Raw genomic sequence first — 26,487 nt, forward strand, 5'->3', positions numbered from 1 at the left:
TCGAGGAGGATGCCTATCCCCCGCTTCTATGCCCATCTTCACCTTCGGTTTCATCTTGATCTTCATCCTCGATGTCCTCCCAGGCCGTGGTGACTGCATAGCGCGGAGGTTCCTCCGGCTTCCCATGGTGGATATAGGAAGCTGCGAATGGCAGCGTATCCCGCCCATCGGCTGGCCAAGTGATTTCAATGCCCAGCTGCTGTGACGCGCAAATATCCTCAATATGGTGGCCACCCCCTGGCAGCAAAACTGCAGGCGGGATATCCAGAGCCGCAGCCAAGCGATAGATCGTAGACAGGCGCGGGTCGGTGGCATTATTGGAGTTATTCTCGTTGCGCTCAATATTAGAGATGGAGTTTCTCGTCATCCCCACCAATTCGGCGAGCCGTTCTTGGCTCAATCCCCGCATTCGACGCAGGTCACGCAGGTTCTTTCCAAGCCGATGACCATAGCTGGGCCACGGCTTCCACTCGCTCCTGCGTTTCATTCCTCCACGGTGCCCACGCTAGTGGGAGTTCACCGCCCACTACAGTGGGCAAAAATTGGAGGCTAGACAAACATTAGAGGTCGATATTGCGCGGTCCGTAGAGTCGATCGCCAGCATCACCAAGACCGGGCACAATGTAGGCATCTTCGTTGAGAGAAGGGTCAATGCAGGCAGTGACTAGCCTTACCGGCAGGTCGGAATGTGCCAATGCATCCACTCCTGGCTGCGCAGAGACCATGCAGATAGCGGTGACATCGGTTGCTCCACGATCGGCAAGCAAACGGAGAGCGTGCAGCAACGAACCGCCGGTGGCCAGCATTGGATCAACGACAAATACCGTACGACCAGATAGATCATTCGGAAGTGCTTCCAAATAGGGAACCGGCTCATGAGTTTTCTCGTCGCGAGCAAGTCCGATGAATCCCACCTGGGCATCAGGGATCATCGACAGCGCCGGATCAATCATTCCCAGGCCCGCACGAATCACCGGCACAATGATCGGCGGGTTTTCCAACCGAATGCCTTCTGCCATCGCCACTGGCGTCTGACAATCAAACCGCTCGATTTTCAGGTCTCGAGATGCTTCATAGACAAGCATTGTTCCCAGGTCAGCGAGAGCAGCACGAAACGCAGTGTTATCGCTTCGTGCATCTCGCATAATGGTTAGACGAGAAGCTGCAAGCGGGTGATCTACCAGAGTGATATCCATAGCCACCATGGTAGACGGATGCTCCCAATCCAAAACCCGGCAACTCCCATAATGGTCCTCGTCTTCTAGCTATCAGTCACTATTGACTCACCCACGGCTCAAATACGCTCACCAAGCACTTCTGAGCGTTGGCGCCGTGACTACGGCGAAGACAACGCAGTACTCAACGCAATCAGGGCCATCAACAATGCGGAAACTCGAATCCACCTGCTCAACGCTGAGTCTGCCGACCTTGCCGCCGAAGAACAACGGCTGTCGTGCCTATGGCGGTAACTACGCTTTCACTTCTGTGGATGCACAGGGTCGCTCCTACGCCAAGATCGATTGCACCACCAAGGCCCAGATTGGCTAAGAAATCATCAACTGGGGAACCACGCTGAAGCTCGCCCAGTCCAATAGGGCATGAGAACTTTAGATTTTGACCCTGCTTACGCTTGGACACTCACTGGCGATCTCTACGATGCTGCCGGTCGAATTCCCACCACCCCCACCATTGAGGTTGCCCCTTCTCCGACGTTGGAACGATTCACGGCGGCGCTTGCTCGGGCACTGGCGGGCGTCGATAAGCAAACATTTAGCGTCCACGACCGAGCGCGAGTGCTTGCGGAAGAATCCTCCGCGCATATAGACACCGCTGTGGGGGCCGATCAAGACCTCGGGGCTGCGCTGGGCCGGCTGACATGAGAGAGATCTTCACCGCGATGAGCACTATCGCGGAGCTGGCACCACCTGGCATTCCCACAATCTCGATGGATCCGTTGCCGGATTTTCACACCGCCGATCCGTTAGCGACACTACTCACCGGTGATTCCAAGGGAGGCGCCCAGCTGATTGAGGTTGCCACGGCGATCAGCGGTGATAGAGAACAGATCACCCAGTTAGTCGACCACGCCAGAGTCCTCATTGAAGCTATCCAGCACGAACTGATCACGTTAGCTAAAGAGCTGCTCCACCAAGCTCTGCCACTGCTCCCGGGAGTCCTCTCGCCAATTCCTGGAATGCAGACCTCGACGCTTCTCCAGCTATCGCAGTTGGGAGACTCCCTCCTTCAGGTCGCCGCCAATCGGGTATCCACGCTGGTCTTGGAACTCGAGCCAATGGCTGTCCAACTCGACCAGATCGCCGACGCCGATCACGCTGGGCAACTGGGACCTCCAGTCGAGGCTGAGCTTCAACCGGCTGCTTTCTCCACCACCGAAGAATCACCTGCCTCGGTAGATGGATCAGGCCAGGCTGCGGTCGCTGCGGCGCTGGACCAAGTGGGAACCCCCTACGTATGGGGTGGGACCTCCACCAGTGGCTTTGATTGCAGTGGGCTGACGCAATGGGCTTGGCGACAAGCTGGAGTGGAACTCCCACGGCTAGCTGAGGATCAAACTGTTGGTCAGCAAGTTACTGCAGAAGAGCTCATACCTGGCGATCTAGCAGTCTGGGACGGCCATGTGGCGATGTATGCCGGTGATGGGCAGATCGTCGAAGCCGGAGATCCTGTGCAGACTAATCCGCTGCGCACCACGAACATGGGCATGGCCTTCCAAGGGTTCTGGCGGCCGACAGGATAAACGCGCTAGCAGTTGGGTAGAATCGCTGGCCATGAGCAACCGTGCGATCATTCCTGTAAAACTGTCTCTGACCAAGGGAGATTTCTACACCCTCTGGGCTCCGACGTGGAAGGAGCACGGCGAAGAATGGCAGGCTTTCCTCGGCGATGACGATCACGTCTTAGTGTTTTCCTCCTCGGCGGATCTGCTGACCTACTTAGAGTCCGCTAAACCCCACGACCTTTCCTCGCATCCGAAATGGAAGGCCTTCGAAGCAGGATCGGCCGACCGCGTAGTGCCAGGCAGCAAGGATGAGTACGACATCATCGGCGCCCCTGCGCTATTGGCTGGCCGTGCTTCCTACGAAAGCGTCGATGCCCTAGCCCGGATCTTTGCCATCACCCGCAGCCTGGCAGAGGTCACCACTGCCAAAGATGCAGTGCTATTTTTCGCTTCCCACTCCGTGCTCAGCAACGTCGCGCGTGGCTATGAGCACTACGCCGGCGAACACGGACCTGGTGAATGGTCAGCAGTAGGCCGCACCGTATTGAGCAACTGGGCAAAGGTCGTTTCAGCTCTGGATGAACAAGTTCGAGTCGTCGAGGTTGATTCCGAACTATCAGCAGATGCTCAAACGCGTATCGACGAAGCCGCGACGGCTGCTGCGGCAGCCAAAGAGCAGGCCGAAAAAGCTGCGCAGAAGGCAGCCGAACAAGCAGACCCTTATGACTCCACCGACTGGGCCTCCGCAGGAATCGACCCGGTAAAAATCACCATCCAGGGCAAATCTGTTTACACGTTGCGAACCTACGTCGACGGTGCCCCGCAGTTCCTGGGCCGTTTCGGAGAAATGTTCACCTTCCCCACGCCTAAGCAGCTGGTGCGGTGGATAGTAGAAAATGACGAGCACGACCTTGCTCGCACTGCCACGTGGGAGGAGCTCATGATCGCGGCGAACGCCGGCGAACTAGAGATCCAAGTCCATCCGGTCAACTCTTATTCTTACTCAGGGCTAGTAGCTGATATCTCGAAGGGCCCGGAGGCCGTAGACACTGAGCAGATGTCCCGTGGCTATGAACTGTTCGCCGATGCTGCCGACTGGGCCAGTGATGATTCCTTGAACTCATTCTTCTTGGCTCACCCGCGCATGCAGGACTACATTTCCTACATGCTCGGTTCTACGGGTTCCTCCGGGTATGTGCCTTCTAAGCCCTACACTGACCATGCCGAGGGCTGGAAGCAGCTCGAAGAAATCCTGATCAAGCGCTTCTCTAAGTTCTAGTGTTGATTATTCGCTGAGCAGCCGGAGAATACCTCTTGGGCTATTCCTCGACTGGGTCAGCGAGTTCTTCATAGGCCGGAAGGATAACCGTCTCCAAGAGATGCTGTCGTTGTTCTTGGTTAAGAAATGCCGCTTCAACCGCGTTAACCGTGAGATCGAAGAACTCCTCCGGGCCATAACCAAAGGTCTCAGTTAACGCCAAGAACTGCTCGGTCAACGACGTCACCGAACGGTCGCCAGTATTAACGGTGCAGGTAAATCCCAGCTGTTGCAGCAGCGGAAGCGGGTGGTCCCCCAGCTGCTCAGCTGCTCCACGCTGGGCTTCCACGCTCGGCGCCGTTTCAACCGTGAGATGGCGATCTCGCACCCACGCCGAGATCTTGCCTGGGACGATCCCTTCCATATCTACCCCGAAGTCATCGACCAACCGAGGCGCGTTTCCCAGCCTGGTAGCACCCAATTGGATGGCTTCTCCCACGGACTCGATGCCTGCGTCCAATCCAGATTGAATGCTGAAGGCAACGTAGTTTTCCCGCAACGCACGGAAGGCTTCTGCATGAGGTGCCAATGAATGCCTCTCTTGATCGCCGGAGACACTGAAACCGACGATGATCGGGCCAGACATCGACACGGCTAGGGCCGCGACGTCGTCAAGCACTCCCCCAGCACGGCTGGCATTGAGAATAAGGCGAGTATCGACGTTGGGGTGTGCCCTATGGGCGGCCTCGACTCCAGTAATGGCGCAATCTACGGCTTCTTGGAGAGTCAGACCCCCATCAGTGTGGAGCTCAGGGGAAAAGCGCAGCTCCGCATAAACGACATTATCGGCGGCAAGATCTGCCACACTCTGGGCGATTCCTGCGGCTATGGCATCTGGGGTGTTCAACTCAGAGAGATTAGCCCCGAGTTCTCCGGTCAAGCTTGCTTCAAGATCATCGAGAATCAGGACTTTGGGCAGCTGTTTGAGCAGGTCGTGGGTGAGAGCTTTATGCTCCGGGCTGATGGCTGGAGTGTCATGCATGCCAGCCATATTAACCGGGAGTCCAAACTTGTCGTTTGTCATGAATACCTTGCTGTTATCTGTTGGCTCGGCGACGTTGCTACTAGCCGCCATCACCCCAGTATCCGCAGCCTTCGGAAGATCGGTTCCATGGCCGAAACGGGCTGCAGCGCTAGGGATTGGTTGATCCCAGGCATCATTGCCGTGATCGGCGTGGGCGTTTTATTACTCACCGCACTTGCGTTCTCTATCCGCACTAAAAGTGTCCTCGGGATAAACACAGCCACAACTAGGTGTCAGTACGCTGCTGGTTTCGGCTCTCGCATCTGACTTCCTGGATGGTCTATTTTGTGCGCTTGCGCGTTACCTCGACGCCTGCCCATCGATCATGGGAACCAATGTTTCCAGTTTCCGGCTTGATGGAGCTACCGATGGCAATCATGCCCACGAATGCGATGAGCCAACCGATTCCTGGGACTAATCCAGCGATCCGCCACCAATAGCGTTTGGCCGATTGTTCAAGCGAAGGCTTGGCTCCGGTTTTCACGTCTCGGACCTCATAACCGAACAAATGTTTCACAGGGGTGGCACCAGTGTAGGACTCAAAACCAATGAAATACGCAATGCCGACAAGCGAAAGCAGCAAACCTGATAAGGCATCATTGGAGGATAAAACCACCCCCGCAATCGAGCCCAGCGCGGTCGCTGCCATGGAGTCCAACACCATCATTCCTAAACGCAGTTTCGCATCGGGGCGATCTTGGGTGGGCACCGAGGGCGAAGAGTAGGGCTGGCTCACGGGCAGCCCCGCGGTGGGCCCAGTGGGCTGGGAGAAGGAGATTCCGGAAACCCCAGGGGAAAACCCAGTTGGCGTCTGTGGCAGTGCTGGCTTCGGCGGCTCAGGCTGTGGTATCGGCTGCTGCGTCGGCTGTTGACCTAGTAGTTGGGCATCAGGAAAAGATCCAAAGTTGGCCAAATGCTCTAGCTCTTGCCAAGAGACTGCTCTACCGGTAGCCAGTGCAGCATCATAGCCATTGCGTCTGCCTTCATCGGAGAGAACGGCATAGGAAATCTGCAGATTACGACGTTGAGAGTCGGATACCGGAACTCCGTTGTTCTCTAATCTCGCATCGCGGCCCAAGATAAGTAGCCCGAGTTCAGCACAAGATAAATCTCGGTCGAGCCCTAGGGATTGGTAGAGGCTGAAATTCGGGGTGGTCATCTCAAGTCCTTCCGATGCGTTGTCACATGAGCTGGTGCGCTGTTTAAAGGATTGAGGAGCTGTCGCACCTTCGATATATCAAGTCTAGCTACTCGAACTATCTCTATTTTCTCCGAATAAGGGCAATCAATCCAGCCCCCAAGGCGCCAAGTGCCGCACCAATCCCGAGTGCCGCACTATTTCCGACAATGGGAGCCGGCGTGAGTTCCTGACGAACCCGGATAATCGCAGGATCAGGTATCGGCGCTTCCATCAGCTCCATAGATGCACTATCAGTGGCTGCCCACGCGGAAGCGTACATCAGGATTCGCCACGTGAAATAGAGGACAACCATTAAGCCAATAATCGGGCCAAAGGTAGCGCCAGCGGGGTTGGAAAGTGCATTGGAGAAAAAGACCGAACCGAGCTGTTTAACAGCTTCAAAACCGACTGCGCCCAAGAACGCCGCTTGCAGACCCGGCTTCCGGGGGACCTTCGTGCGAGGCAAATAAAACACCATCCAGGCCATCACGAGAAAATTAGCCAAGATGCCAACCACCAGAACGACTATGAAAGTAATCCAGGAGATACCCGGGATATCTCCCAGCCCGATGAGATTGAGTAGTTTTCCAGCCAAGTCTGCGTTACCCACTGCGGTAACAGCAAAAGCGATGCCCAGTGCCATAAGCAGACCGAATAGTCCCAGCAAGTCACTGGTTTTATTCCGAAGAAAGCTCCCGACGGCGGTCGGGTCTACCTTCCATATTTTGGATACTCCGTAGCGCAGGTTATGCATCCACCCCAGACCAGACCACAAGGTGACCACTAGGCCGACGCCTGCGACGGCACCACGCTGTTCAATGGCGGTATCGAGGATATCGTTGACGAGGTTTCCCATTTCGCCTTCGACTGTGCTCGCGATTTGTTCTTGTAGTTCAGTTAAAAGTTCCGGACTGCGGGCCAAAAAGGTAGCGATGGCGGCAACCACCAGCATGAGAATCGGGAAGATGGATAGCACCGAAAAATAGGTGATTCCCGCAGAGTATTGATTTCCGCCCATGCTGGAATAGCGTTCGTGCATCCGCATCACATGATCAATGGTCTCCGAGCGCTCGCGGAGTTTTCCCACCATTCCAGGCTCGTCCTGGTGAGATCGCTCGATTCCGTAGTCATCGACGTACCGAGGATCAGATTGGGTACTGGTGGCCACAAGAGGTCCTTCCCATTGGGTCTCAAGTCACATCAGGTCAGTGGCCTACCAACGGTAGACAACTCGCAGATCTGCCGCATCCTAATCGATCAAGAATTGATTGTGGATCAGCGCCCAGGGGCCAAAAAACCCACGCGATCGTAGACTTCACGCAACAACGGCTCAGATACCTCTCGAGCGCGTTGCGCACCGACAGCCAGAATCCGCTCGATCTCGCCGCGGTCGGCCATCAGCTCCTCGTAGCGAGCCTTCAGCGGTGTGGTGAACGCCTCTAACGCATCTGCGGTATCCACCTTGAGCGCCCCGTAACCTGCTCCTTCATAGCCGGCGACCAAATCATCGATTGAGGCACCAGTCAATGCAGATTGAATGACCAACAAGTTAGACACACCAGGTTTGTTTTCCTTATCGAAGGCGATGACACCATCGTTGTCAGTAACCGCAGAGCGAATGCGCTTAGCCGAGACCTTCGGGTCATCGAGCAAGTTGATCAGGCCCTTGGGATTAGCCCCCGACTTCGACATTTTGGCGGTGGGGTTCTGCAGGTCGTAGATCTTTGCAGCACCTTGTGGGATAAAGCCCTCGGGCACCACGAAAGTCTTTCCATACCGGGAGTTAAATCGCTCTGCCAGGGTGCGAGCCAGTTCCAGGTGCTGCCGCTGATCCTCGCCTACCGGAACCAACTGTGGGCGATAGAGCAAAATGTCAGCGGCCATGAGCACTGGGTAGGTAAATAGACCAACTGTGGTCCGGTCTGTTCCTTGTTTAGCGGACTTGTCCTTGAACTGAGTCATACGGCTGGCTTCGCCGAAACCGGTCAGGCAGCTCAGGACCCAGTTTAATTCCGCATGCTGTGGGACCTGAGATTGGACGAATAAGGTCGACTTGGCCGGGTCAATGCCTAGTGCGATCAGTTGCGCGGCACCTGCGATGGTGCGATGACGGAGCTCCGCTGGGTCTTGATCAACGGTGATCGCGTGCAGGTCAGGGATGAAATAGAACGCATCGTAGCTCTCCTGCAGATCAATCCACTGTTTGAGTGCCCCGAGGTAGTTTCCCAAATGATAAGAATCCGCGGTGGGCTGGATGCCTGAGAGGACACGCTGGCGGGAATCGGTCGACGGGGTCTGCTCGCTCATGGACAGTCAGTCTAGTCCGCTACCCAAAAAACGACACCAGAAGGGGCTTATTGATCCTTCTGATGTCGCTTATCGACGCTCGGTGCAAGCTGGGGGTGTTATTTGCCCAGCTTCCGGGAGGTTGGGCTGAAAACATCCAGCCAGATTGCCACTGCAGTGACGATAAGGGCACCGCCGACTGCCATAACGAGGGCGGCGACAATTCCCAACACGTCCTCGCCAACGTCGAGGTACCAGAAATAACCCGCGGCCAAAATGACACCACCGAGGATCAGAGAGATGAATGCGCGCATGTTCAATCCACTTCTTTTATAAATCACGACACCGACAGAGTTCTTAAAGGATTTTAGCAGGGGGTAGGTTAACGCAAGTCTGAAACCGGCTCGGCAACTCCATCTGGTTCATCGTCCGGCTCATCATGCGACTCCCAAGCTTGGAGACGATCTTGAGCATCACGGCGATCCTCTAGCAGCGAATAGCGCGAGCTATCGAGAAAAGTACGACGCCTGGCGGTTCGCATTCCGCGCCGCAACCTTCCGTAGGACAGACCAAGTCGTGGTCTAACGCTTGGTTCTTTGTCTTGGTAATCGAATACCGGCAGACTCATCCCGAAGAACATGGCAATGACGCGAACTACGAAGGTTACCGTGAGGGTAATCATGATGACCCAGTTCTCTGGGAGTCCAAGTTCCAGCAAACCGATGTAGATGGTGGTCGCCAAAATGGCGATCGATGCGTACAACTCCTTGGAAAACACCAATGGCACTCGGTCAGACATCAAGTCACGCAGCACGCCACCCGATACGCCGTTGACCACTGCTGCCACACAGGCGATGACGAAACCATGACCGAGTCCGAGCGCGACTTGAGTGCCCAGTACGGAGAAGGTGGCCAAGCCGATTGCATCCATCAGGAGGAACAACCTCCGGAAGTGGTGCATAAGAAACGACAAAGACACTGTGATGATCGCGGCTATCACCACGATAATCAGATAGATCGGCTCTTCGACCCACGTTAATGGGTAGGAATCCAGCAAAATATCACGGATGGTGCCACCGCCAAGGGCAGTCAACGCAGCCAGCGCGATGACACCAAATAGGTCCATTCGCTGTTGTCCGGCCGACAACGCAGCGGCCACTGCCTCGGCAACGATGCCGATGACGAACAAGGCCGTGAGCAATTGCACGGTATCGATGGCATCCATGCCGCTACCGGTAGCTCACGTTAAGCGGTGCATGATCGGACCAGCGAGTCTCCACACTTGAGGCACGATCAACCCAGGAGCGTTCCGCGCGCTCCAACATCGCACCAGTGGCCGCCTGATAGTCGATCCGCCACCCAGCGTTGTTGTTAAACGCCTGTCCACGGAAGGTCCACCAGGTATAGGGCCCTTCCCCTTCTGGCTGCAATCGTCTGCCAACATCAAACCAGCGCGGTTGGGCTGCGGTGCCACGCACGTCTCGACCGGCATAATCCACGACGCCGAAGTAGTCGCCCAAGCCAGGCTTTTCCTGTGGTTGTTCATCCGGAAATACGCCGAAAACCGAATCCATGAAGTCTCGTTCCTCGGGCAAGAATCCAGATTTCTTCCGATTAGTCTTCCAATTTTTCAGATCTTCCCGACGGTGACAGATATTCCAATCTCCACCGATGACCATCTCTGGGTAGGTCTCAGCTCGATCATCGAGCACCTGGGAGAATTCATCGAGAAAACGGTACTTCTCATCTAGCTTCTCCGTACCTGCAGATCCCGAAGGCAAATAGAGGGAGGCCAGGCGAACTTGGTCGAGTGAGCCTTCGATCCATCGGCCAGCATCGGGGAAAGAACCGAAGCCGATCCGAACATTTTCCAGGGGGCGGCGCGAGAGAATTCCCACCCCAGCCCGTCCCTTCGCAGCCGCTGGGGCACCGACATAGTGCCACCCTTCCGCCAAGACTGGGGCCAGCGCAGCTTCGGTCTCTTCGATGGTCGCACGCACCTCTTGCAAGAGGACGACGTCCGATCCGGAGTCTCGAAGCCAACCCAGCATGCCGGGGTTTTCATCATTGCGCTGTTTGACTGCCGCGCGGATGCCGTTGACGTTGACAGAAGTAATGGTGAGGGTCATATGCCTAACCATATCGGCGAGCCGAAGCAATCATTCAGCGGGTCTGTCGCCGCCGAAGAAAAAAGGCTGGGATCCAGATCATAATCGCTGCCATGGCAAGAAGAGCGCCGGCTAAAGCAGGCGCGGAATAACTGAAGCCAGCAGCAATAACCACTCCACCGATGGCGGCACCTGAGGCATTGGCCAGGTTGAGCGCAGAGTGATTCAACGCGGCGGCCAAGGTTTGCGCGCGACCTGCCACATCCATGAGTCTGATCTGGAGACTAGGTACTAGGGCTGCCCCGAAAAAGCCGATGAGGCCAAAGTTGATGGTGCCTGCAATCGGGTTCACAGAAGTCAGATAGAAGCCGACCAAGACCACCGCGATCATCACCAAGGCAAAGAGAATGCCAAACTCCAAGTTTCGATCTGCCAATCGTCCGCCAAACCAGTTGCCACAGACCGAGCCAACTCCGTAGACCATCAGCACCAGCCACATCCATTCTGCCCCCAGCCCGGCGCGTTCGGTCATCGTCCAGGAAATGTAGGTGTACACGGCAAACATGCCGCCAAAACCGACGGTGCCCATCGCTAACGTCAACCAGACTTGAGACCGAGCCAATGCGCTGAGCTCAGTCCGGGCATCCGTGGGTGCCATTTGCGTCATATGGGGCATCAAAAACCAGAGAGCGCCGATGGTGACCACGCCAATCGCGGTAACCAGGACGTAGGCCGCCGACCAGCCAAGCGTCTGTCCCAGCGCCTGGGCGGCTGGCACACCGATCACGGTAGCTACCGATAGTCCCATGCCGATAAACGCAATGGCGCGGCCGCGCTGCCCTGCTGGAGCCATGGAGGCTGCAGATAGACCAGCAACGGAGAAATAGGCGCCATGTGGCAGCCCGGCAATCACACGGGCGGCGAGGAGAAGCTCATAGTTATCTGCGAATACCGAGAGCAGGTTACCGAGGGTGAAAAATGCCATAAGGATCAACAGCAGCCGCCGGCGTGGGACTAAGCCAGTTACTGCGGTGATCAAGGGCGCACCGACTACTACGCCGAGGGCGTAGGCCGTGATGATGTGTCCTGCTTGGTCCTCGGAAATCTGGAAATCGTCGGCGATCATGCTCAGTAGCCCCATGGACACAAACTCAGTGGTACCAATACCGAATCCGCCCAAGGCCAAGGCCACCATAACGATGATGCGGCGGCGCTCAGAGATTGCGGTCTGGATGGGCACTGGACGACGCGTCATTGTTCTCACCGACAGCACACTAGTCGCCTCCAGCGGCCACATCCTACCGAGCGTCTAAGGAGCAATGTGCCCGTCCTCACTCTATGAAAGAACAAGCATCGAGGTCTCAGTTGACACGGCAATCAAATGCAGTGTTAAGTGAGCCTATCCTTACCATGTAGAGCTGATTGAACCATCGAAAGAGGTCTCCGTGCGCCTTGCCAAAACACTCTCTGCCTTCACCGTCGCGATCCTCACTGCAACGGCATTAACCGCCTGCTCTTCTACCGAGACCGATTCAACAGGCGCTGCCGACGCCGTCGACACCGATGTTGCCAGCAACCCTGCGGATCCAGCTGACTTCCCTGTCACTGTCTCCCATGCTTTCGGAGAGACCATTATCGAGTCGGTTCCAGAACGGATCGCAGCCGTCGGCTGGGCTAATCACGAAGTGCCATTGGCTTTGGGCGTGGTTCCAGTCGGAATGTCCAAGGCTACGTGGGGCGACGATGATGACAATGGCATCTTGCCCTGGGTAGAAGATGAACTAACACAGCTAGATGCTGGTACACCAGTGCTTTTCGACGAAACAGATTCAATTCCCTTCGAACAAATAGCAGATACCAGCCCGGATATCATTCTTGCCGCTTATTCCGGAATCACTCAAGATGACTACGACCAGCTTTCCAAGATTGCCCCGGTCGTTGCCTACCCTGATCAGCCGTGGAAGACCTCCCTCCAAGAAATGGTGGAACTAAACTCAGTCGCTCTGGGCTTGGAACAAGAGGGAATAGAGCTCAACGATAATCTCGAGGAAGAGATCTCCTCGACTTTCGATAGTTTTCCTGCACTTCAAGGAAAAACTGCCCTTTTCACCTCATTCGGTGGAGAAACAGACCAGAGCACCGTTGGTTTCTACACCGAGCAAGACCCGCGTGCAGGATTCCTTGCCGATATCGGACTAGGAGTACCTGAAGTAGTCCAGGAAGCCAGCATTGACAGTGACAGCTTCTGGGAAGAAGTCTCCGCTGAGAATCCCGAGCTATTCGACGACGTCGATTTGCTCGTCTCCTATGGCTCCGCCGATCCCGCGGTCAACGAAGAAACCCTTGCTTCGATGCAGGAGGACCCACTTCTGAGCCGTATCCCCGCGATTAGCAACGGCAATGTTGCTTTCCTGCCCGAAGGCCCATTGGCGGCGTCTTCGAATCCTTCCCCCTTGAGCATCCCGTGGGGTCTTCAGGACTACCTAGAGCTCCTCAACTCAGCTGCTGAATAGGCACCTACGTGCTCACCAACACCACAGTTGCCCAAGAGCGCGCAACTGACCTAGAAGCTGACGCAGCCCCAACCCGTAAGGGAACGGGCCGCAAAGTGAGCCTTCTACTTTTGTTGCTTGGACTCCTGATCCTGGCCTGTTTTTTGTCAGTGGCCTACGGCGCACGCGATATCACTTTTGCCGATGCCCTGGCCGCTTTTCAAGGAAATCTAGACACGGTTGAGCAGGCTGCGGCCTATCAACGCATCCCGCGCACGGTCTTAGGCCTATTGGTCGGCGCTGCGTTAGCGGTATCCGGGCTGACTATGCAAGCGGTAACTCGAAACCCCCTCGCAGATCCTGGCATATTCGGAGTACTGGCTGGGGCGTCCTTGGCAGTAGTCATTGGAATTGCCTTTTTCGGGATGCGTGACCCAGTAGCCACGATGATCGCCTCAGTTTTTGGTTCAGCGGTTGCTGCAGCATTCGTCTACACCGTGGGTTCGCTAGGACGAGCCGGTGCCACTCCCCTGAAGCTAGCCCTCGCCGGGGCTGCCACCTCAGCTGCGTTGACATCATTAGTCACCGCAGTAATCCTGCCGAGATCCGCAGTCATGGACTCTTTTAGATTTTGGCAGATTGGTGGAGTAGGCGGTGCGGAGTGGCACCAGATTGGATTAGGTATTCCGTTTCTGGCCTTCGGAGCATTCATCTGCTGGGCAAATGCCAGCGGAATGAACTCATTGGCACTGGGAGATAACGTCGCCATTGGACTCGGCCAACACGTTCTACGTACTCGCCTTTCCTCCTCCGCTGGAGCAGTGATCCTCTGCGGGGTAGCAACAGCTATGGCTGGCCCGATAGCTTTCATCGGACTGATAATTCCCCATATGTGCCGATTGATTATCGGTACAGATCACCGTTGGCTAGTGCCGATGTGTGCCTTGGCTGGGGCAGTTCTGCTCGTTCTAGCCGACACCTTGGGCCGAGTGATCGCCCCACCCAGTGAGATTGCCGTTGGCATCATCACTCCGCTCATCGGGGCTCCGCTATTTATCTGGATCGTTCGCCGACAAAAAGTACGTGACCTATGACCACCAGCACCTCACTTTCACAGCAAGCAGCACAACTGCGTTCCGCTCGTATTACACGTTCGCGCCATCACAAACGAGTCACCGCATTATTGGCTGCAGCGCTAGTTCTTATTTTTGGGATGTCCCTCATGATTGGGGAGACCTTCTATCCGCCCATGGATGTGTTGAGAGCAATCTTCGGGCAACAAGTACCGGGTGCTTCCTACACCGTCAACGAACTGAGGCTGCCACGGTCATCACTAGCAGTCATCGCTGGTCTCGCCTTTGGTATGTCTGGGATAATCTTCCAAACGCTGCTTCGCAACCAACTAGCCTCCCCAGACATCATCGGTATTTCCTCCGGCGCCGGAGCAGCTGGAATCGTCGGCATTGTCATCTTCCAGCTACCGCAATCCACCGTGTCAGTCTTGGCGCTGGTCGCTGGATTAATTGTCGCCGCGGGGATCTATTTATTGTCATTGCGCGGCGGATTCTCTGGTACTCGGTTGATCTTGATCGGGATCGGGATGGCAGCGATGCTGCACTCGGTAGTCACCTACACCTTGTCGCAAGCTGCGGCTTGGGATCTCAGTACTGCCACTCGTTGGCTCAGCGGCTCGCTCAACGGTGCTACTTGGGAACGAACTATCCCCGTCCTCATCACCGTAATCATCGCGCTACCTATCCAGCTATTGTTGTCTAATCGATTAGCCGTGCTTCGGTTGGGCGATGCGCAGGCAATCGGATTGGGCCTGCGTGTCAACGTCGTCCGGGTTGTAGTTGTCGTAGGCGCTGTTGCCCTCATTGCCGTGGCCACCGCGGCCTGCGGCCCCATCGCCTTCGTAGCATTAATGTCCGGTCCGATCGCTGCCCGCTTAGTCGGCCCGGGCGCCCCCTTGGTAGTGCCCGCAGGATTAATAGGGGCACTACTGGTCATCAGTTCCGACTTGATTGGCCAGTATTTGTTGGGGACTCGCTACCCCGTAGGCGTGATCACCGGCATTCTCGGTGCTCCCTATCTCATCTATCTGCTAGTCCGTTCAGATTCGAAAGGAAGTGCCTTGTGAGCTTTTCGCACGCTCTCACAGCAGAGGATATTAGCCTGGGCTATCGCGATCGCATGGTGGTCGAGAATCTTAGTCTTGAAGTACCACCAGGCAAGATCACCTCCATCGTCGGCCCGAATGGCTGTGGTAAATCTACGCTGTTAGCTGCGCTATCACGTCTGATCTCGCCGCACTCTGGTCAGGTATTTCTCGATGATCTTCAGCTCTCTGAGCACCCAGCCAAGAAACTGGCACGCACCCTCGGGTTGCTTGCTCAAGGTCCGGTAGCACCAGATGGAATCGTCGTCGCTGATTTGGTCGGTCGTGGCCGTACGCCATATCAAGGCATGTTCGGCCAATGGTCAGCCGATGATTATGAAGCTGTAGCCGAAGCGCTTGCTATCACCGGTTTGAGTGATCTAGCCGAACGCAGCGTCGATGAGCTCTCCGGCGGACAGCGTCAACGGGTGTGGATCGCTATGGCACTGGCCCAAGACACCGACATTCTGCTTCTAGATGAACCAACCACCTTCCTCGATCTCTCCCACCAACTCGAGGTCTTAGATCTGCTCGTCGATCTCAATATGACTCGCGGCACCACCATCGTGATGGTTCTACACGATCTAAACCTGGCGGCTCGATACTCTGACCACCTATTTGCGTTAAAAAATGGTCAAATTCTCGCCTCGGGAACTCCTACGGAAGTAGTCACTGAGAATACGGTCAAAGAAGTTTTTTGCCTCGATTCCCGAGTGATGCCAGATCCAGTCTCTGGCTGTCCGATGGTGATGCCGATCGGCCGCCACCATGTGAACATCTCATCTACGACCATGAACTGAGGCAGTAAAAATTATGGGATACCAACCTTTCCGGGTCACCGTCAAAGACCATCACCGAGTGTCACCACATTTCATTCGGGTGACCTTCGCTGGAGAGCAACTGGCAGATTTCGGTCCGGCCGGAAATGCCTACGACCTGCGGATCAAACTGCTCTTTCCCAATGCATCAGGAGAGCTACCTGACATCCCCGCCGGGGCCAATTGGTACGAGGCTTGGTGCTCGCTTCCGGAATCAGAGCGTGGTCCGCTACGAACTTTCTCCGTCCGAGAGCTCACCCGCAGCGCCCAAGAGACCACGTTGACTGTTGATTTCGTCAACCACCTCGGCGATGAGGATCTTGGTCCCGCCGCCACTTGGGCGCTACACGCCAGCGCAGGTGATGAACTCATCATTATCGGTCCCGATCTCAACGATGATTCAGGAAGCGGCATCGAGTTCGCTCCCACAAGCAGCCGCCAAGTCAGGCTCTTTGGCGATGAGACTGCAGCCCCAGCAATCGCTCGCATTTTGGAAGACCTACCCGACGATGCTTACGGGGAAGCCACCATCGAGGTTCCCATTTCAGCAGACATCCTCAATATCGCAGCCCCTGAAGGAGTCCTAGTGCGCTGGGTTCCCCGGAATGGCTCAGAACATGGCTCTAGGCTCAAACAAGCCTTGAGCGACCTACTTGGGCCAGCCAATGAAGCTACCCCGGCACCGGTAGCAACAGAACAATCCCCGCTAGTGTGGGAAACCCCACGTTTCTCCGCAAATGGTGAGCCAATCATCGCGAAACAGGAGCATCAGCACCGCCCCTACTACTGGATTGCTGGGGAATCCGGGATGGTTATCTGCCTGCGCCGACAGCTCATCCGCGGGCATGGAATAGACAGGTCGAATGTCTCCTTCATGGGATATTGGAAACACGGGGTAGCAATGGGTGGGTGACCCCATCATTAGCCCCCACCGCCTCCCTTAAAGTAGGACAACAGGTATCCTGGAAGCCTGTTTATTGACCAAAAATCACAAGGGAGACTCATGGCAAAGATCATCTGGACTCGTACTGACGAAGCGCCGCTGCTCGCGACCTACTCGTTCAAACCTGTCGTCGAGGCTTTCGCTGGCACTGCTGGGATCGACGTGGAGACTCGTGACATCTCTCTGGCTGGCCGCATCATCGCGAAGTTCCCGGAGCGCCTAACTCCCGAGCAGCAGATGGACGACGTTCTCGCCGAGCTCGGCGAACTGGCCAAAAGCCCCGAGGCAAACATCATCAAGCTCCCCAACGTCTCGGCTTCCCTGCCGCAGCTCAAGGCTGCTATCGCAGAGCTGCAAGCACAGGGCTACGACCTGCCGGATTACCCCGATAACGCGGTATCCGATGAAGACCTCGACGTACGCAACCGCTATGACTCCGTCAAGGGTTCTGCCGTCAACCCGGTTTTGCGCGAAGGCAACTCTGATCGCCGCGCTCCGGAAGCTGTCAAGAACTTCGTCAAGAAGTACCCCCACCGCATGGGCAAGTGGTCCGCAGATTCCAAGACCAATGTCGCCACCATGGATACCGGTGACTTCCGCCATAACGAGAAGTCCGTCATCATCCCAGCCGCTGATTCCTTGGACATCGTCCAGGTTGCTGCCGATGGCACCGAAACCGTTCTCTACAAGGGCCTCGAAGTCCTTGAGGGAGAGGTCCTCGACGGTACCGTTCTGAGCGCCTCTGCACTGCAGCAGTTCCTCGCCGAGCAGGTCAAGCGTGCCAAGGACGAGGGAATCCTGTTTTCCGTGCACCTGAAGGCCACCATGATGAAGGTCTCTGACCCGATCATCTTCGGCTATGTCGTGCGCACTTTCTTCGCCGATGTCTTCGACAAGTACGGCGAGCAACTGGAAGCCGCTGGTCTCAATGGCGAAAACGGCCTGGCTGCGATCTACTCGGGCTTGGAGAAGCTGGAAAACGGCGAGGAAATTCGCGCTGCCTTCGAAGCTGCGCTCGCCGATGGACCTTCCCTGGCCATGGTCAACTCGGACAAGGGCATCACTAACCTGCATGTCCCCTCCGACGTCATCGTTGACGCTTCGATGCCCGCAATGATCCGTACTGCCGGTCATATGTGGAACAAGGACGACCAGGAAGAGGATGCCCTCGCAGTCATCCCGGATTCTTCCTACGCTGGCGTTTACCAGGCAGTCATCGATGATTGCAAGGCTAACGGCTCCTACGACCCGACCACCATGGGTACCGTTCCCAACGTCGGACTCATGGCACAGAAGGCCGAAGAGTACGGCTCTCACGACAAGACCTTCAAGATCGATGCCGAGGGCACCGTCCTCGTCCGCAACTCCGCTGGTGAGACTCTCATCGAGCATGAGGTTTCAGAAGGCGATATTTGGCGCGCTTGCCAGGCCAAGGATGCTCCGATCCAGGACTGGGTCAAGCTTGCCGTCAGTCGCGCCCGCATCTCCGGCATGCCGACCATCTTCTGGCTCGATCCTGAGCGTGCTCACGACCGCAACCTCATCACCTTGGTGGAGAAGTACCTCGCCGATCACGATACCGAGGGCCTGGATATTAAGATCCTCTCCCCAGTCGAGGCCACCAAGCTCAGCGTCGAGCGCATCCGTCGCGGCGAGGACACCATCTCCGTGACCGGTAACGTCCTCCGTGACTACAACACCGACCTGTTCCCCATCCTCGAGTTGGGCACCTCTGCCAAGATGCTCTCCGTGGTGCCGCTGATGGCTGGTGGCGGATTGTTCGAGACCGGTGCCGGCGGCTCCGCTCCTAAGCACGTCCAACAGCTGGAGCAGGAAAACCACCTGCGCTGGGATTCCCTCGGCGAGTTCCTCGCACTGGCGGAATCGCTGCGCCACGTCTCCCGCTCGGAAGACAACAAGAAGGCAGCCGTACTGGCTGACGCTCTTGATCTGGCCACCGAAAAGCTTCTCGACCAGGGCAAATCACCTTCCCGCAAGGTCGGCGAGATCGACAACCGCGGTTCCCACTTCTACCTGGCCGCATACTGGGCTGAGGCACTAGCTGCACAGTCCGAGGAAGCCGAGCTGGCAGAGCAGTTCACCGCTATTGCTAAAGAACTGGAAGCATCCGCAGCAACGATCGATGCTGAGCTCATCGACAACCAGGGCCATCCCGTGGACTTGGGTGGCTACTACCAGCCAGACGAGGACAAGACCAGCGCAGTTATGCGCCCGTCCGTGAAGTTCAACGAGATCATCAACGCCCTGAAGAAGTAACCCTAGGCGCGAGATATCACGCGCAAAGCCCCCTAGTGAGAATTTTCACTAGGGGGCTTTGCGCTGCCCAATATCCACCGTTTCAGACCGCTTGGTCTAATTATATTCATGGCCCTGAACAGGCAAAACTAGGCTTTTACCCCTTAAACTTATTGCACCTTCATGAAAGCAAATCTACCCTCTGTACAAATACCTAAACACCACACAGAGGAATCACTACCATGCCAAAGTACGACAATTCCAACGCCGAGCAGTGGGCTTTCGAGACCCGATCCATCCACGCTGGCCAGCCAGTCGATGAGCAGACCGGTGCTCGTAACTTGCCGATCTACCAGTCAACCGCCTTCGTGTTTGATTCCGCGGAACACGCTAAGCAGCGTTTCGCACTAGAAGATCTTGGTCCGGTTTACGCCCGCCTGACCAACCCCACCGTGGAGGCGCTAGAAAACCGGATCGCCTCCTTGGAAGGCGGCGTCCACGCTGTCGCTTTTTCTTCCGGCCAGGCCGCCCTGACCGCAGCCATTTTCAACCTTGCAGGCGCTGGCGACCACATCGTTACTTCTCCGCGCCTCTACGGCGGCACCGAGACTCTCTTCCTAATCACCCTCTCGCGTTTGGGCATCGAAGTCAGTTTCGTAGACAATCCAGACGACCCGGAATCCTGGCAGGCAGCCGTCCGCCCGAATACCAAGGCGTTCTTTGGCGAGACTTTTGCCAACCCACAGGCTGATGTCCTCGATATCCCGGTAATTGCTGAGGTCGCTCACCGCAACAGCGTGCCACTGATCATCGATAACACCATCGCCACTGCCGCTCTGGTTCGCCCGCTGGCACTGGGTGCAGATATTGTCGTAGCCTCCCTGACCAAGTTCTATACCGGCAACGGCTCCGGCCTGGGCGGCGTGCTCGTTGACGGTGGCTCTTTCGACTGGACTGTCGAGCGCGACGGTCAGCCGGTCTTCCCCTACTTTGTCACTCCCGACGCTGCTTACCACGGCCTCAAGTACGCAGACTTGGGTGCACCGGCCTTCGGACTCAAGGCTCGAGTTGGCCTTCTCCGCGACACCGGCGCCACCCTTTCGGCATTCAACGCATGGGCTTGCGTCCAAGGTCTAGACACTTTGTCCCTACGCCTTGAACGCCACAATGAAAATGCCATCAAGGTCGCCGAGTTCTTGGCCGACCACCCGAAGGTAGTCAAGGTGAACTTTGCTGGCCTGCCTGCATCCCCATGGTTTGCCATCAAGGAAAAACTGGGACTCAAGTACACCGGATCTGTCCTCACCTTCGAGATCGACGGCGGCCGGGAGGAAGCATGGGCGTTCATTGATGCCCTCAAGCTGCATTCGAACCTGGCCAACATCGGCGATGTCCGCTCGTTGGTTGTTCACCCGGCCTCCACTACCCACTCCCAGTCCGATGAAGCTGGCCACGCCCGTGCTGGCATCACCCAGGCCACCGTGCGCTTGTCTGTAGGCATTGAAAACGTCGCTGACATCATTGCCGATCTGGAGCGCGGTTTCGCAGCCGTGAGCACGGGACGGTAGAGCGTCATGGTCACACTCGCCGCCGAAGGCATCCTCACTCAACAACGGATCGGCGCTCTGCAGACAGAAGCCGGGTCCGTCATCCCAGAGGCAACTATCGCCTACCAGCGATGGGGCGAGTTTCGTGGCTCTCCAGATGGACTCAATAACCTAATTATTGTTGAGCACGCGTTAACCGGGGATTCAGATGTAGCCGACTGGTGGTGCGATGTCTTAGGCCCAGGAAAAGCACTAGACACTGACACTTGGTGCGTACTGTCCACCAATGTCCTCGGTGGCTGCCAAGGCTCCACTGGTCCCTCCTCCACACACCCGGACGGTCAGGTATGGGGATCACGTTTCCCTGCCATCTCGGTCCGCGATCAGGTCGAGGCGGAGAGACTATTTTTAGACTCTCTCGGTATCACCCGCGCCCACGCCATCCTCGGCGGCTCCATGGGTGGCGCTCGAACACTCGAATGGGCATTGATGTATCCCGAGCGGATCGACTCCGCCTGCGTGATCGCGGTGTCTGCTCGTGCCAGCGCCTGGCAGATCGGCATTCAGTCCGCCCAGATCAGCGCTATTGAACGCGATCCGCATTGGCAGGGGGGCGACTACTACGGAACCGGACAATCTCCCGCTGCGGGACTCGCCGCGGCTCGACGCCTTGCCCACCTGACTTACCGCGGAGAACAGGAACTCGATGAGCGTTTTGGCGTTTCTCCTCAACAGGGCGAGAATCCGCTAGGAACCTACCGAGATCGCAAGCAACGGTTTGCAGTAGAGAGCTATCTTCAGTACCAAGGGCGCAAACTGGTGGAGCGTTTCGACGCCGGCAGTTACGTCATCCTCACCGAATCGCTCAACCGACACGACATCGGACGCGGACGCGGCGGACTAATCAAGGCCCTGGCTGCCTGCTCGGTACCCACGATGGTTATTGGTGTGGACACCGATATCCTCTATCCCTATCACCAGCAGGAGCATCTTTCGCGTAACCTTGGCAACCTTTTGGGGATCGCCCGCATCGTCTCTCCGGTAGGCCACGATGCCTTCTTGGCTGAATCACGCCAGCTAGACAACGCTTTGCGTCGTTTTCTATTACTGAGCCAATCCACCGATACCGGCGTCGGCGACTACAGCATCTGACATCGATCAGGCGCAGATCTCGGCAGTGGATCCAGAATCGGAAATATGGCGTAAATGTGATTTAAATCACTTTTGTCAATAAAATTGTAGACGGGTCATCATTTTCACCCATTTGCATGCATAATCGTGATTACTCACCCCGATGAAAGGAACCTCTGATGAAGAGAACAATCGCTGCTGCTGGAGCAATTACCCTCGCTCTTACTTTGGCTGCTTGTGCAGACGACACCTCTGAGGACTCCACTGAGTCCTCAGCCATGGAAACCACCATGATGGAGACCACCACCGAGGAGATGGCTTCTGAAGAGATGACCACCGAGGAGTCCATGGACGACATGGAGTCCGAGACGATGGCAGCTGAAGCCACTGGCGATATCGTAGAAACCGCAGTGGCTGCCGGCGACTTCACCACCTTGGTCGCCGCACTAGAGGCCGCTGATCTGGTCGAGACCCTTCAGGGACCGGGCCCGTTCACCGTTTTCGCCCCCACCGATGAGGCCTTCGAGATGCTACCCGAAGGTACCCTCGACGAGCTGCTGGCTGACCCCACCGGCGACCTAGCCGAGATCCTTAAGTACCACGTAGTCCCCGGCGAGGTCATGGCCGCTGACGTAGTAGGCATGGACGGAGAAATGGTTGAGACCGTCCAAGGCGGCGAGGTCACCGTTGTCGTCGACGGCGAGCAGGTAGGCCTGATGGATGCCGCTGGCAACACCGTCAACGTTGTCCAGACCGACATCGCCACCACCAACGGCGTCATCCACGTTATCGATGCTGTCTTGTCCCCCACTGCCTGATCATTGAGTTCACGCACGTAGACAAAACCCCGCATGGTCCTGAATTTGGACCATGCGGGGTTTTTCTGTGCCAACAGTAGCGGCCGGAACTTGTAGTTATGATCCCAGCGCATCTACGGAAGCAGCCAAGAAGGTCATGGTCCCGCCGATGAGAAGAGTAAACAAGGCATCGAACCTTCTAGACCGGACAGAAAACACTCCGAGGACTCGAGAATCACAGGTCATCCGCAGCACAGTCAGCCAGATCAGCGATATCCCAAGAATCAACGTGGCGCGCCGCCAGTGCTCAGTCAGCGCATACCCCGAGGCAAACACCACACCTGCAAGGAATAACACCAGACCTGCCCGTTGTAGGTACCGAGGCACCTTGGAGGCTGGCAACCCGCGGTCATGCGGGTTGTCTAGGGGGCCGATGGTCACGCTCTGCGGATTAGACACCGCTGAGCAGTTCCGCCCTCTCGACGACGTTGCGCACCAGGAAAGCGCGAGTCAGCGGACCGACACCGCCTGGGTTCGGAGAGACGAATCCAGCAACTTCCCAGGTATCCGGATGTACGTCCCCGGCGAGCTTGCCATCGACGCGCGAAACTCCCACGTCGAGGACAGCGGCACCTGGCTTGACCATGTCTGCGGTGAGCATATGTGCCTTGCCTGCGGCGGCAATGATCACATCCGCTGCACGGGTCTCAGCAGCCAGATCTTTCGTGCCGGTGTGACACAAGGTAACCGTGGCATTCTCGGTGCGCCGGGTCAGCATGAGTCCAATCGGGCGACCAACGGTCACGCCACGACCAATAACAACGACCTTCGCACCATTGAGCTCAACGCCGAAACGGCGCAGCAGATGAATCGATCCATTCGGGGTACACGGCAACGGAGCCGGCTCGTTGAGCACCAGCTTGCCCAGATTGACCGGGTGCAGACCATCGGCGTCCTTGTCTGGGTCAATGGCCGCTAGGACAGCGTTTTCATCGAGATGCTTCGGCAACGGCAGCTGCACAATATAGCCGGTGCAGGCGTCATCATGGTTGAGCTCGTCGATGACCGCGAGCAACTCCTCTTGGGTGATATCGGCCGAGAGATCACGCCGGATCGAGTTCACTCCAATCTGCTCGCAGTCGCGGTGCTTCATCTTTACATACGACTGGGAGGCCGGATCCGCACCGACGAGTACGGTCGCCAGTCCAGGCACAATTCCCTTCTCCTTGAGGGCTGCCACGCGAGTGGCTAGATCCTCGAAGATCTCTTTTTGATAGAGCTTTCCGTCAAGTTTGATAGCAGTCACGGCCGCCATTATTCCACTTATCACCGGCCCGTAGACTCAAACCATGACTGGCCTGCACGTTATCTTCGATAATCCGGTGATTCCACCAAATACTGGCAACGCAATCCGCATGTGTGCGGGGACCGGAGCACACCTACATTTAGTCGAGCCATTGGGCTTTGACCTTGCAGAAAAGAACTTGCGACGGGCGGGATTGGACTATCACGATCTAGCCGAGGTCACTGTTCATCCAGATCTTGATTCCTGTCTGGCAGCGATCCCCACTGCTCGCGTATTCGCCTTCACTACTCAAGCAAGCGCTTGGTACACCACAGTCGAGTGGCAGCTAGGCGATGCCTTGCTTTTTGGCACTGAACCCACCGGTCTGCCCGAAGAACACCTGGCGCATCCGCGCATTACCGGAGAGGTTCGGATCCCGATGATCCCAGGGCGCAGATCAATGAATCTGTCTAACTCCGCAGCGGTAGCCACCTATGAGGCATGGCGTCAGTTGGGCTTTGTCGGCGGAGAGTAATCGGGCAAATGACGTTGCCGCAAAGCATCCAGCAGAGCTTTGCCCTCCGCTAACGCTAAGTCCTCGCCAGCCATCCGTACTGGTCCAGGCACTAAGTCGAATCGCACAGTACACAGACCCAGTAGCTGTTGCAGCGGGCCATGCGAGAGCGTCAGCTCTTGAATATGCGCAGGCGGAATAATCTTGACACGCCGAGCAAAACGCCCTTGATGGACCACGACGGCGTCGTCAAGCAGCGTCACTGCCTGCTGGCGATAATCAATTGGGGAGACCCAGCGCGCCGAGCGCGGTGAGGAAAATGTCGGGGCACTGGCCCCTTCAGGACGAGCGAGGTCCTCGATAGCGGCCTGATCCAGCGGGCTGACTAGGGCCAGCATCCTCACCGCCTGTTCTCGCGATCCCACTGGTAGCACTTGGGTGGTGCCGGAGCTGCTGCCTGCCGCTATGCCATAACCAGCGACCGATACTTTGACCATCCACCAGCCAAACATCCGCCATAAGATCGGCTGCTGAATGCTCGCCCCATGAATCCGGGACAGCGGGATTGATTGTCCACGTCGATCGGCCAGACCATAGGAGAGGTTGAGTGTGTCCTCATGCAGGCTGGCAGTAAACCGCCAACTACGGTCGATCAGATTCCACAGGGTGGGCAAAATACCAATCAATGCCGGAAGCGCCATCGCCCAAGTCAGCGGAGTGAGCAATAAACCAATCATCACCACTGCTCCGACGACCGATGCTCCTTGCAAGCTGGAGCTGGCTACGGACCTCATGATGGGAATTTCCGGGATGATCTCGGTGCCTTCTCCAACGCCCTGACCAACGACCTGGCCAACGCCACGTCCAGCGTCTTGCTCAGCGGCCCCCACGTGGGCCACCGCATAAGGATTCACCGGAGCATCACCAGTGGAATCTTCAGGTTGTGCGTCAGATTTCCCGATCCCCTGTGCCCGATTGAGGACTTCCACCCGCAATTGCTGCGCCTTGTCTCGCGGTAGGTAGGCAATCTCAATGACCGAGTCATTACCACCGGCGGTTTCCACGCGCACGGCAGCGAGTCGGAAGACCCGGGCGATCACTGACTCCACCACATCCACAGCCTGAATACGGTCGTAGCGGGCGGTGCGCAGCCGGGTACTGAGCACTCCGTGTTTCATCGAGATCTCTTCGTCGGTGAGCCGATAACCGATGGCTTTCCACCACACTTGGGAAAACAACCACACCAGAGCACACAGGACAACAAATGTCAGCAGTCCCAGCAGAATTGGCACAATCTGACCGGCAGAAAACCAACCCCAGAAGATCCCCATCGTGTTGAGGTCAAGGTTAACGGCGGCCACCGCAATCATCGCTAAAATGACGGTCCAAAAACGCAGCAGCGGGGTCAGCCGGTGGACCCGCTGAAACTCCGAATCACTCACAGGCCACTCATCCGTTCCCGAGCCTTCACTGCCAATCGGTCACGTAAGCCGTCAGCGACCTCAGCAGGTAGACCTTGAACCGTGGAATCTGAGGTAGCGGATGCGGTATTGAGCTGGAGGGTTTTCATTCCCAGCAAGCGTTGAATTGGTCCGGCGGTGACATCGACGAACTGGATCCGCCCATAGGGCACGACCGTAAACGTATGCCAGACCTTGCCTTTGGTGATCAGCAGTTCATTCTCGGTCTCCTGCCAACCCAGCAGCTTGACTTGGGCAGGGATCAGCCATATCTGCCAAAGCAGCAGAGCAGCAGAGACTCCAACGCCGATCCACAACCACGGGGTTAACCACAGTGCGAGTCCGCCAAAAACCAAGAGCAAAATGATCAGCCATGGCAGCTCGGTTAGATATCGGGCGGTGGTCAGCTTGGGGGAGACGGGATTCACGA

At 56.7% G+C, this 26,487-nt stretch carries 28 protein-coding genes; 14 read left to right on the forward strand and 14 right to left on the reverse strand.

Annotated features, from left to right (window positions below):
- Window positions 1–13: 13 nt before the first annotated feature.
- Together C5L39_RS05680 and upp are read right to left on the reverse strand one after the other, a co-directional pair.
- Window positions 14–487, reverse strand: a complete 474-nt coding sequence (locus tag C5L39_RS05680) for a helix-turn-helix domain-containing protein (RefSeq protein ID WP_123047930.1) — start codon at window positions 485–487, stop codon at window positions 14–16.
- A 73-nt stretch (window positions 488–560) separates the two neighbouring features.
- Window positions 561–1,196, reverse strand: a complete 636-nt coding sequence (upp, locus tag C5L39_RS05685) for a uracil phosphoribosyltransferase (protein ID WP_123048185.1) — start codon at window positions 1,194–1,196, stop codon at window positions 561–563.
- 136 nt (window positions 1,197–1,332) lie between these two features.
- Between upp and C5L39_RS10655 the strand changes: the two genes are divergently transcribed.
- The 4 genes from C5L39_RS10655 to C5L39_RS05700 are packed head-to-tail and all read left to right on the forward strand — an operon-like array spanning window position 1,333 to window position 4,019.
- On the forward strand, window positions 1,333–1,548 hold the full coding sequence (locus tag C5L39_RS10655; protein WP_126268734.1) for a hypothetical protein: 216 nt from the start codon (window positions 1,333–1,335) through the stop codon (window positions 1,546–1,548).
- Between the two features lie 50 nt (window positions 1,549–1,598).
- Window positions 1,599–1,880: a hypothetical protein gene (locus C5L39_RS05690; RefSeq protein ID WP_123047931.1), complete on the forward strand. Its 282-nt coding sequence runs from the start codon at window positions 1,599–1,601 to the stop codon at window positions 1,878–1,880.
- Window positions 1,877–2,758 carry a C40 family peptidase gene (locus C5L39_RS05695; RefSeq protein WP_123047932.1) on the forward strand — a complete coding sequence of 294 codons (882 nt, stop codon included), beginning with the start codon at window positions 1,877–1,879 and terminating at the stop codon, window positions 2,756–2,758. Before C5L39_RS05690 ends, C5L39_RS05695 begins: the two co-directional genes overlap by 4 nt.
- Before the next feature lie 31 nt (window positions 2,759–2,789).
- The gene (locus C5L39_RS05700; RefSeq protein ID WP_123047933.1) at window positions 2,790–4,019 is read left to right on the forward strand and encodes a hypothetical protein; all 1,230 of its coding nucleotides are present in this window, start codon (window positions 2,790–2,792) and stop codon (window positions 4,017–4,019) included.
- A gap of 40 nt (window positions 4,020–4,059) precedes the next feature.
- Here the strand turns inward: C5L39_RS05700 and C5L39_RS05705 are convergent, their stop codons facing one another.
- From C5L39_RS05705 to C5L39_RS05745, 8 genes are all read right to left on the reverse strand, one after another.
- On the reverse strand, window positions 4,060–5,082 hold the full coding sequence (locus C5L39_RS05705) for an adenosine deaminase family protein (protein ID WP_245974911.1): 1,023 nt from the start codon (window positions 5,080–5,082) through the stop codon (window positions 4,060–4,062).
- A gap of 280 nt (window positions 5,083–5,362) precedes the next feature.
- A complete protein-coding gene (locus tag C5L39_RS05715) occupies window positions 5,363–6,241 on the reverse strand; it encodes an RDD family protein (protein ID WP_123047935.1) in 879 nt (292 codons plus the stop codon).
- Window positions 6,242–6,344: 103 nt separating this feature from the next.
- Window positions 6,345–7,430: a YhjD/YihY/BrkB family envelope integrity protein gene (locus tag C5L39_RS05720; protein WP_123047936.1), complete on the reverse strand. Its 1,086-nt coding sequence runs from the start codon at window positions 7,428–7,430 to the stop codon at window positions 6,345–6,347.
- 107 nt (window positions 7,431–7,537) lie between these two features.
- A complete protein-coding gene (gene trpS / locus C5L39_RS05725) occupies window positions 7,538–8,569 on the reverse strand; it encodes a tryptophan--tRNA ligase (RefSeq protein WP_123047937.1) in 1,032 nt (343 codons plus the stop codon).
- A 98-nt stretch (window positions 8,570–8,667) separates the two neighbouring features.
- Entirely contained in the window at window positions 8,668–8,862 is a 195-nt protein-coding gene (locus tag C5L39_RS05730; protein WP_123047938.1) for a hypothetical protein, read from the reverse strand.
- 68 nt (window positions 8,863–8,930) lie between these two features.
- The gene (locus C5L39_RS05735; RefSeq protein ID WP_123047939.1) at window positions 8,931–9,773 is read right to left on the reverse strand and encodes a trimeric intracellular cation channel family protein; all 843 of its coding nucleotides are present in this window, start codon (window positions 9,771–9,773) and stop codon (window positions 8,931–8,933) included.
- Window positions 9,774–9,777: 4 nt separating this feature from the next.
- On the reverse strand, window positions 9,778–10,677 hold the full coding sequence (locus C5L39_RS05740; protein WP_123047940.1) for an exodeoxyribonuclease III: 900 nt from the start codon (window positions 10,675–10,677) through the stop codon (window positions 9,778–9,780).
- Window positions 10,678–10,711: 34 nt separating this feature from the next.
- The gene (locus tag C5L39_RS05745; RefSeq protein WP_245974912.1) at window positions 10,712–11,920 is read right to left on the reverse strand and encodes an MFS transporter; all 1,209 of its coding nucleotides are present in this window, start codon (window positions 11,918–11,920) and stop codon (window positions 10,712–10,714) included.
- A 181-nt stretch (window positions 11,921–12,101) separates the two neighbouring features.
- Here C5L39_RS05745 and C5L39_RS05750 point away from each other — a divergent pair, with 181 nt between their 5' ends.
- The 9 genes from C5L39_RS05750 to C5L39_RS05790 all read left to right on the forward strand — a co-directional run bounded on the left by C5L39_RS05750 (window position 12,102) and on the right by C5L39_RS05790 (window position 22,819).
- The gene (locus C5L39_RS05750) at window positions 12,102–13,169 is read left to right on the forward strand and encodes an iron-siderophore ABC transporter substrate-binding protein (RefSeq protein ID WP_123047942.1); all 1,068 of its coding nucleotides are present in this window, start codon (window positions 12,102–12,104) and stop codon (window positions 13,167–13,169) included.
- A gap of 95 nt (window positions 13,170–13,264) precedes the next feature.
- Window positions 13,265–14,242 (forward strand): FecCD family ABC transporter permease, encoded by a 978-nt coding sequence (locus C5L39_RS05755; protein WP_245974926.1) that lies wholly within the window; start codon window positions 13,265–13,267, stop codon window positions 14,240–14,242.
- Complete coding sequence (locus C5L39_RS05760) at window positions 14,239–15,288, forward strand: FecCD family ABC transporter permease (RefSeq protein WP_123047943.1); 1,050 nt, start codon at window positions 14,239–14,241, stop codon at window positions 15,286–15,288. The genes C5L39_RS05755 and C5L39_RS05760 overlap by 4 nt, the downstream gene beginning before the upstream one ends.
- Window positions 15,285–16,106, forward strand: a complete 822-nt coding sequence (locus C5L39_RS05765) for an ABC transporter ATP-binding protein (protein ID WP_123047944.1) — start codon at window positions 15,285–15,287, stop codon at window positions 16,104–16,106. Before C5L39_RS05760 ends, C5L39_RS05765 begins: the two co-directional genes overlap by 4 nt.
- A 13-nt stretch (window positions 16,107–16,119) precedes the next feature.
- Window positions 16,120–17,037, forward strand: a complete 918-nt coding sequence (locus tag C5L39_RS05770) for a siderophore-interacting protein (RefSeq protein WP_123047945.1) — start codon at window positions 16,120–16,122, stop codon at window positions 17,035–17,037.
- A gap of 90 nt (window positions 17,038–17,127) precedes the next feature.
- A complete protein-coding gene (locus C5L39_RS05775) occupies window positions 17,128–19,344 on the forward strand; it encodes an NADP-dependent isocitrate dehydrogenase (RefSeq protein WP_123047946.1) in 2,217 nt (738 codons plus the stop codon).
- A 221-nt stretch (window positions 19,345–19,565) separates the two neighbouring features.
- Window positions 19,566–20,891, forward strand: coding sequence for an O-acetylhomoserine/O-acetylserine sulfhydrylase (locus C5L39_RS05780; RefSeq protein WP_123047947.1), 1,326 nt, complete (start codon window positions 19,566–19,568; stop codon window positions 20,889–20,891).
- Window positions 20,892–20,897: 6 nt separating this feature from the next.
- Window positions 20,898–22,022, forward strand: coding sequence for a homoserine O-acetyltransferase MetX (metX, locus tag C5L39_RS05785; protein ID WP_123047948.1), 1,125 nt, complete (start codon window positions 20,898–20,900; stop codon window positions 22,020–22,022).
- Window positions 22,023–22,180: 158 nt separating this feature from the next.
- Window positions 22,181–22,819, forward strand: a complete 639-nt coding sequence (locus C5L39_RS05790; protein WP_123047949.1) for a fasciclin domain-containing protein — start codon at window positions 22,181–22,183, stop codon at window positions 22,817–22,819.
- A gap of 96 nt (window positions 22,820–22,915) precedes the next feature.
- Here C5L39_RS05790 and C5L39_RS05795 read toward each other — a convergent pair whose 3' ends face one another.
- Together C5L39_RS05795 and C5L39_RS05800 are read right to left on the reverse strand one after the other, a co-directional pair.
- The gene (locus C5L39_RS05795) at window positions 22,916–23,257 is read right to left on the reverse strand and encodes a DUF3017 domain-containing protein (RefSeq protein ID WP_123047950.1); all 342 of its coding nucleotides are present in this window, start codon (window positions 23,255–23,257) and stop codon (window positions 22,916–22,918) included.
- The gene (locus C5L39_RS05800) at window positions 23,250–24,104 is read right to left on the reverse strand and encodes a bifunctional methylenetetrahydrofolate dehydrogenase/methenyltetrahydrofolate cyclohydrolase (RefSeq protein ID WP_123048188.1); all 855 of its coding nucleotides are present in this window, start codon (window positions 24,102–24,104) and stop codon (window positions 23,250–23,252) included. The genes C5L39_RS05795 and C5L39_RS05800 overlap by 8 nt, the downstream gene beginning before the upstream one ends.
- A gap of 43 nt (window positions 24,105–24,147) precedes the next feature.
- On the opposite strand from C5L39_RS05800, the gene C5L39_RS05805 reads away from it, so the two are divergent.
- A complete protein-coding gene (locus tag C5L39_RS05805) occupies window positions 24,148–24,618 on the forward strand; it encodes a tRNA (cytidine(34)-2'-O)-methyltransferase (RefSeq protein ID WP_123047951.1) in 471 nt (156 codons plus the stop codon).
- Here C5L39_RS05805 and C5L39_RS05810 read toward each other — a convergent pair.
- Both C5L39_RS05810 and C5L39_RS05815 read right to left on the reverse strand, forming a co-directional pair.
- Complete coding sequence (locus C5L39_RS05810) at window positions 24,591–26,039, reverse strand: PH domain-containing protein (RefSeq protein ID WP_245974914.1); 1,449 nt, start codon at window positions 26,037–26,039, stop codon at window positions 24,591–24,593. The genes C5L39_RS05805 and C5L39_RS05810 overlap by 28 nt on opposite strands.
- On the reverse strand, window positions 26,036–26,485 hold the full coding sequence (locus C5L39_RS05815) for a PH domain-containing protein (RefSeq protein ID WP_123047952.1): 450 nt from the start codon (window positions 26,483–26,485) through the stop codon (window positions 26,036–26,038). Before C5L39_RS05815 ends, C5L39_RS05810 begins: the two co-directional genes overlap by 4 nt.
- Window positions 26,486–26,487: the final 2 nt, after the last annotated feature.

This window comes from Corynebacterium alimapuense (genome assembly GCF_003716585.1).
Lineage (GTDB): Bacteria > Actinomycetota > Actinomycetes > Mycobacteriales > Mycobacteriaceae > Corynebacterium > Corynebacterium alimapuense.

Coding starts and splice junctions, on each gene's coding strand:
- C5L39_RS05680 (WP_123047930.1), bottom strand. CDS start 487: ATGAAACGCAGGAGCGAGTGGAAGCCGTGGCCCAGCTATGGTCATCGG.
- upp (WP_123048185.1), bottom strand. CDS start 1,196: ATGGATATCACTCTGGTAGATCACCCGCTTGCAGCTTCTCGTCTAACC.
- C5L39_RS05690 (WP_123047931.1), top strand. CDS start 1,599: ATGAGAACTTTAGATTTTGACCCTGCTTACGCTTGGACACTCACTGGC.
- C5L39_RS05695 (WP_123047932.1), top strand. CDS start 1,877: ATGAGAGAGATCTTCACCGCGATGAGCACTATCGCGGAGCTGGCACCA.
- C5L39_RS05700 (WP_123047933.1), top strand. CDS start 2,790: ATGAGCAACCGTGCGATCATTCCTGTAAAACTGTCTCTGACCAAGGGA.
- C5L39_RS05705 (WP_245974911.1), bottom strand. CDS start 5,082: ATGACAAACGACAAGTTTGGACTCCCGGTTAATATGGCTGGCATGCAT.
- C5L39_RS05715 (WP_123047935.1), bottom strand. CDS start 6,241: ATGACCACCCCGAATTTCAGCCTCTACCAATCCCTAGGGCTCGACCGA.
- trpS (WP_123047937.1), bottom strand. CDS start 8,569: ATGAGCGAGCAGACCCCGTCGACCGATTCCCGCCAGCGTGTCCTCTCA.
- C5L39_RS05730 (WP_123047938.1), bottom strand. CDS start 8,862: ATGCGCGCATTCATCTCTCTGATCCTCGGTGGTGTCATTTTGGCCGCG.
- C5L39_RS05735 (WP_123047939.1), bottom strand. CDS start 9,773: ATGGATGCCATCGATACCGTGCAATTGCTCACGGCCTTGTTCGTCATC.
- C5L39_RS05740 (WP_123047940.1), bottom strand. CDS start 10,677: ATGACCCTCACCATTACTTCTGTCAACGTCAACGGCATCCGCGCGGCA.
- C5L39_RS05760 (WP_123047943.1), top strand. CDS start 14,239: ATGACCACCAGCACCTCACTTTCACAGCAAGCAGCACAACTGCGTTCC.
- C5L39_RS05770 (WP_123047945.1), top strand. CDS start 16,120: ATGGGATACCAACCTTTCCGGGTCACCGTCAAAGACCATCACCGAGTG.
- C5L39_RS05775 (WP_123047946.1), top strand. CDS start 17,128: ATGGCAAAGATCATCTGGACTCGTACTGACGAAGCGCCGCTGCTCGCG.
- C5L39_RS05780 (WP_123047947.1), top strand. CDS start 19,566: ATGCCAAAGTACGACAATTCCAACGCCGAGCAGTGGGCTTTCGAGACC.
- metX (WP_123047948.1), top strand. CDS start 20,898: ATGGTCACACTCGCCGCCGAAGGCATCCTCACTCAACAACGGATCGGC.
- C5L39_RS05790 (WP_123047949.1), top strand. CDS start 22,181: ATGAAGAGAACAATCGCTGCTGCTGGAGCAATTACCCTCGCTCTTACT.
- C5L39_RS05805 (WP_123047951.1), top strand. CDS start 24,148: ATGACTGGCCTGCACGTTATCTTCGATAATCCGGTGATTCCACCAAAT.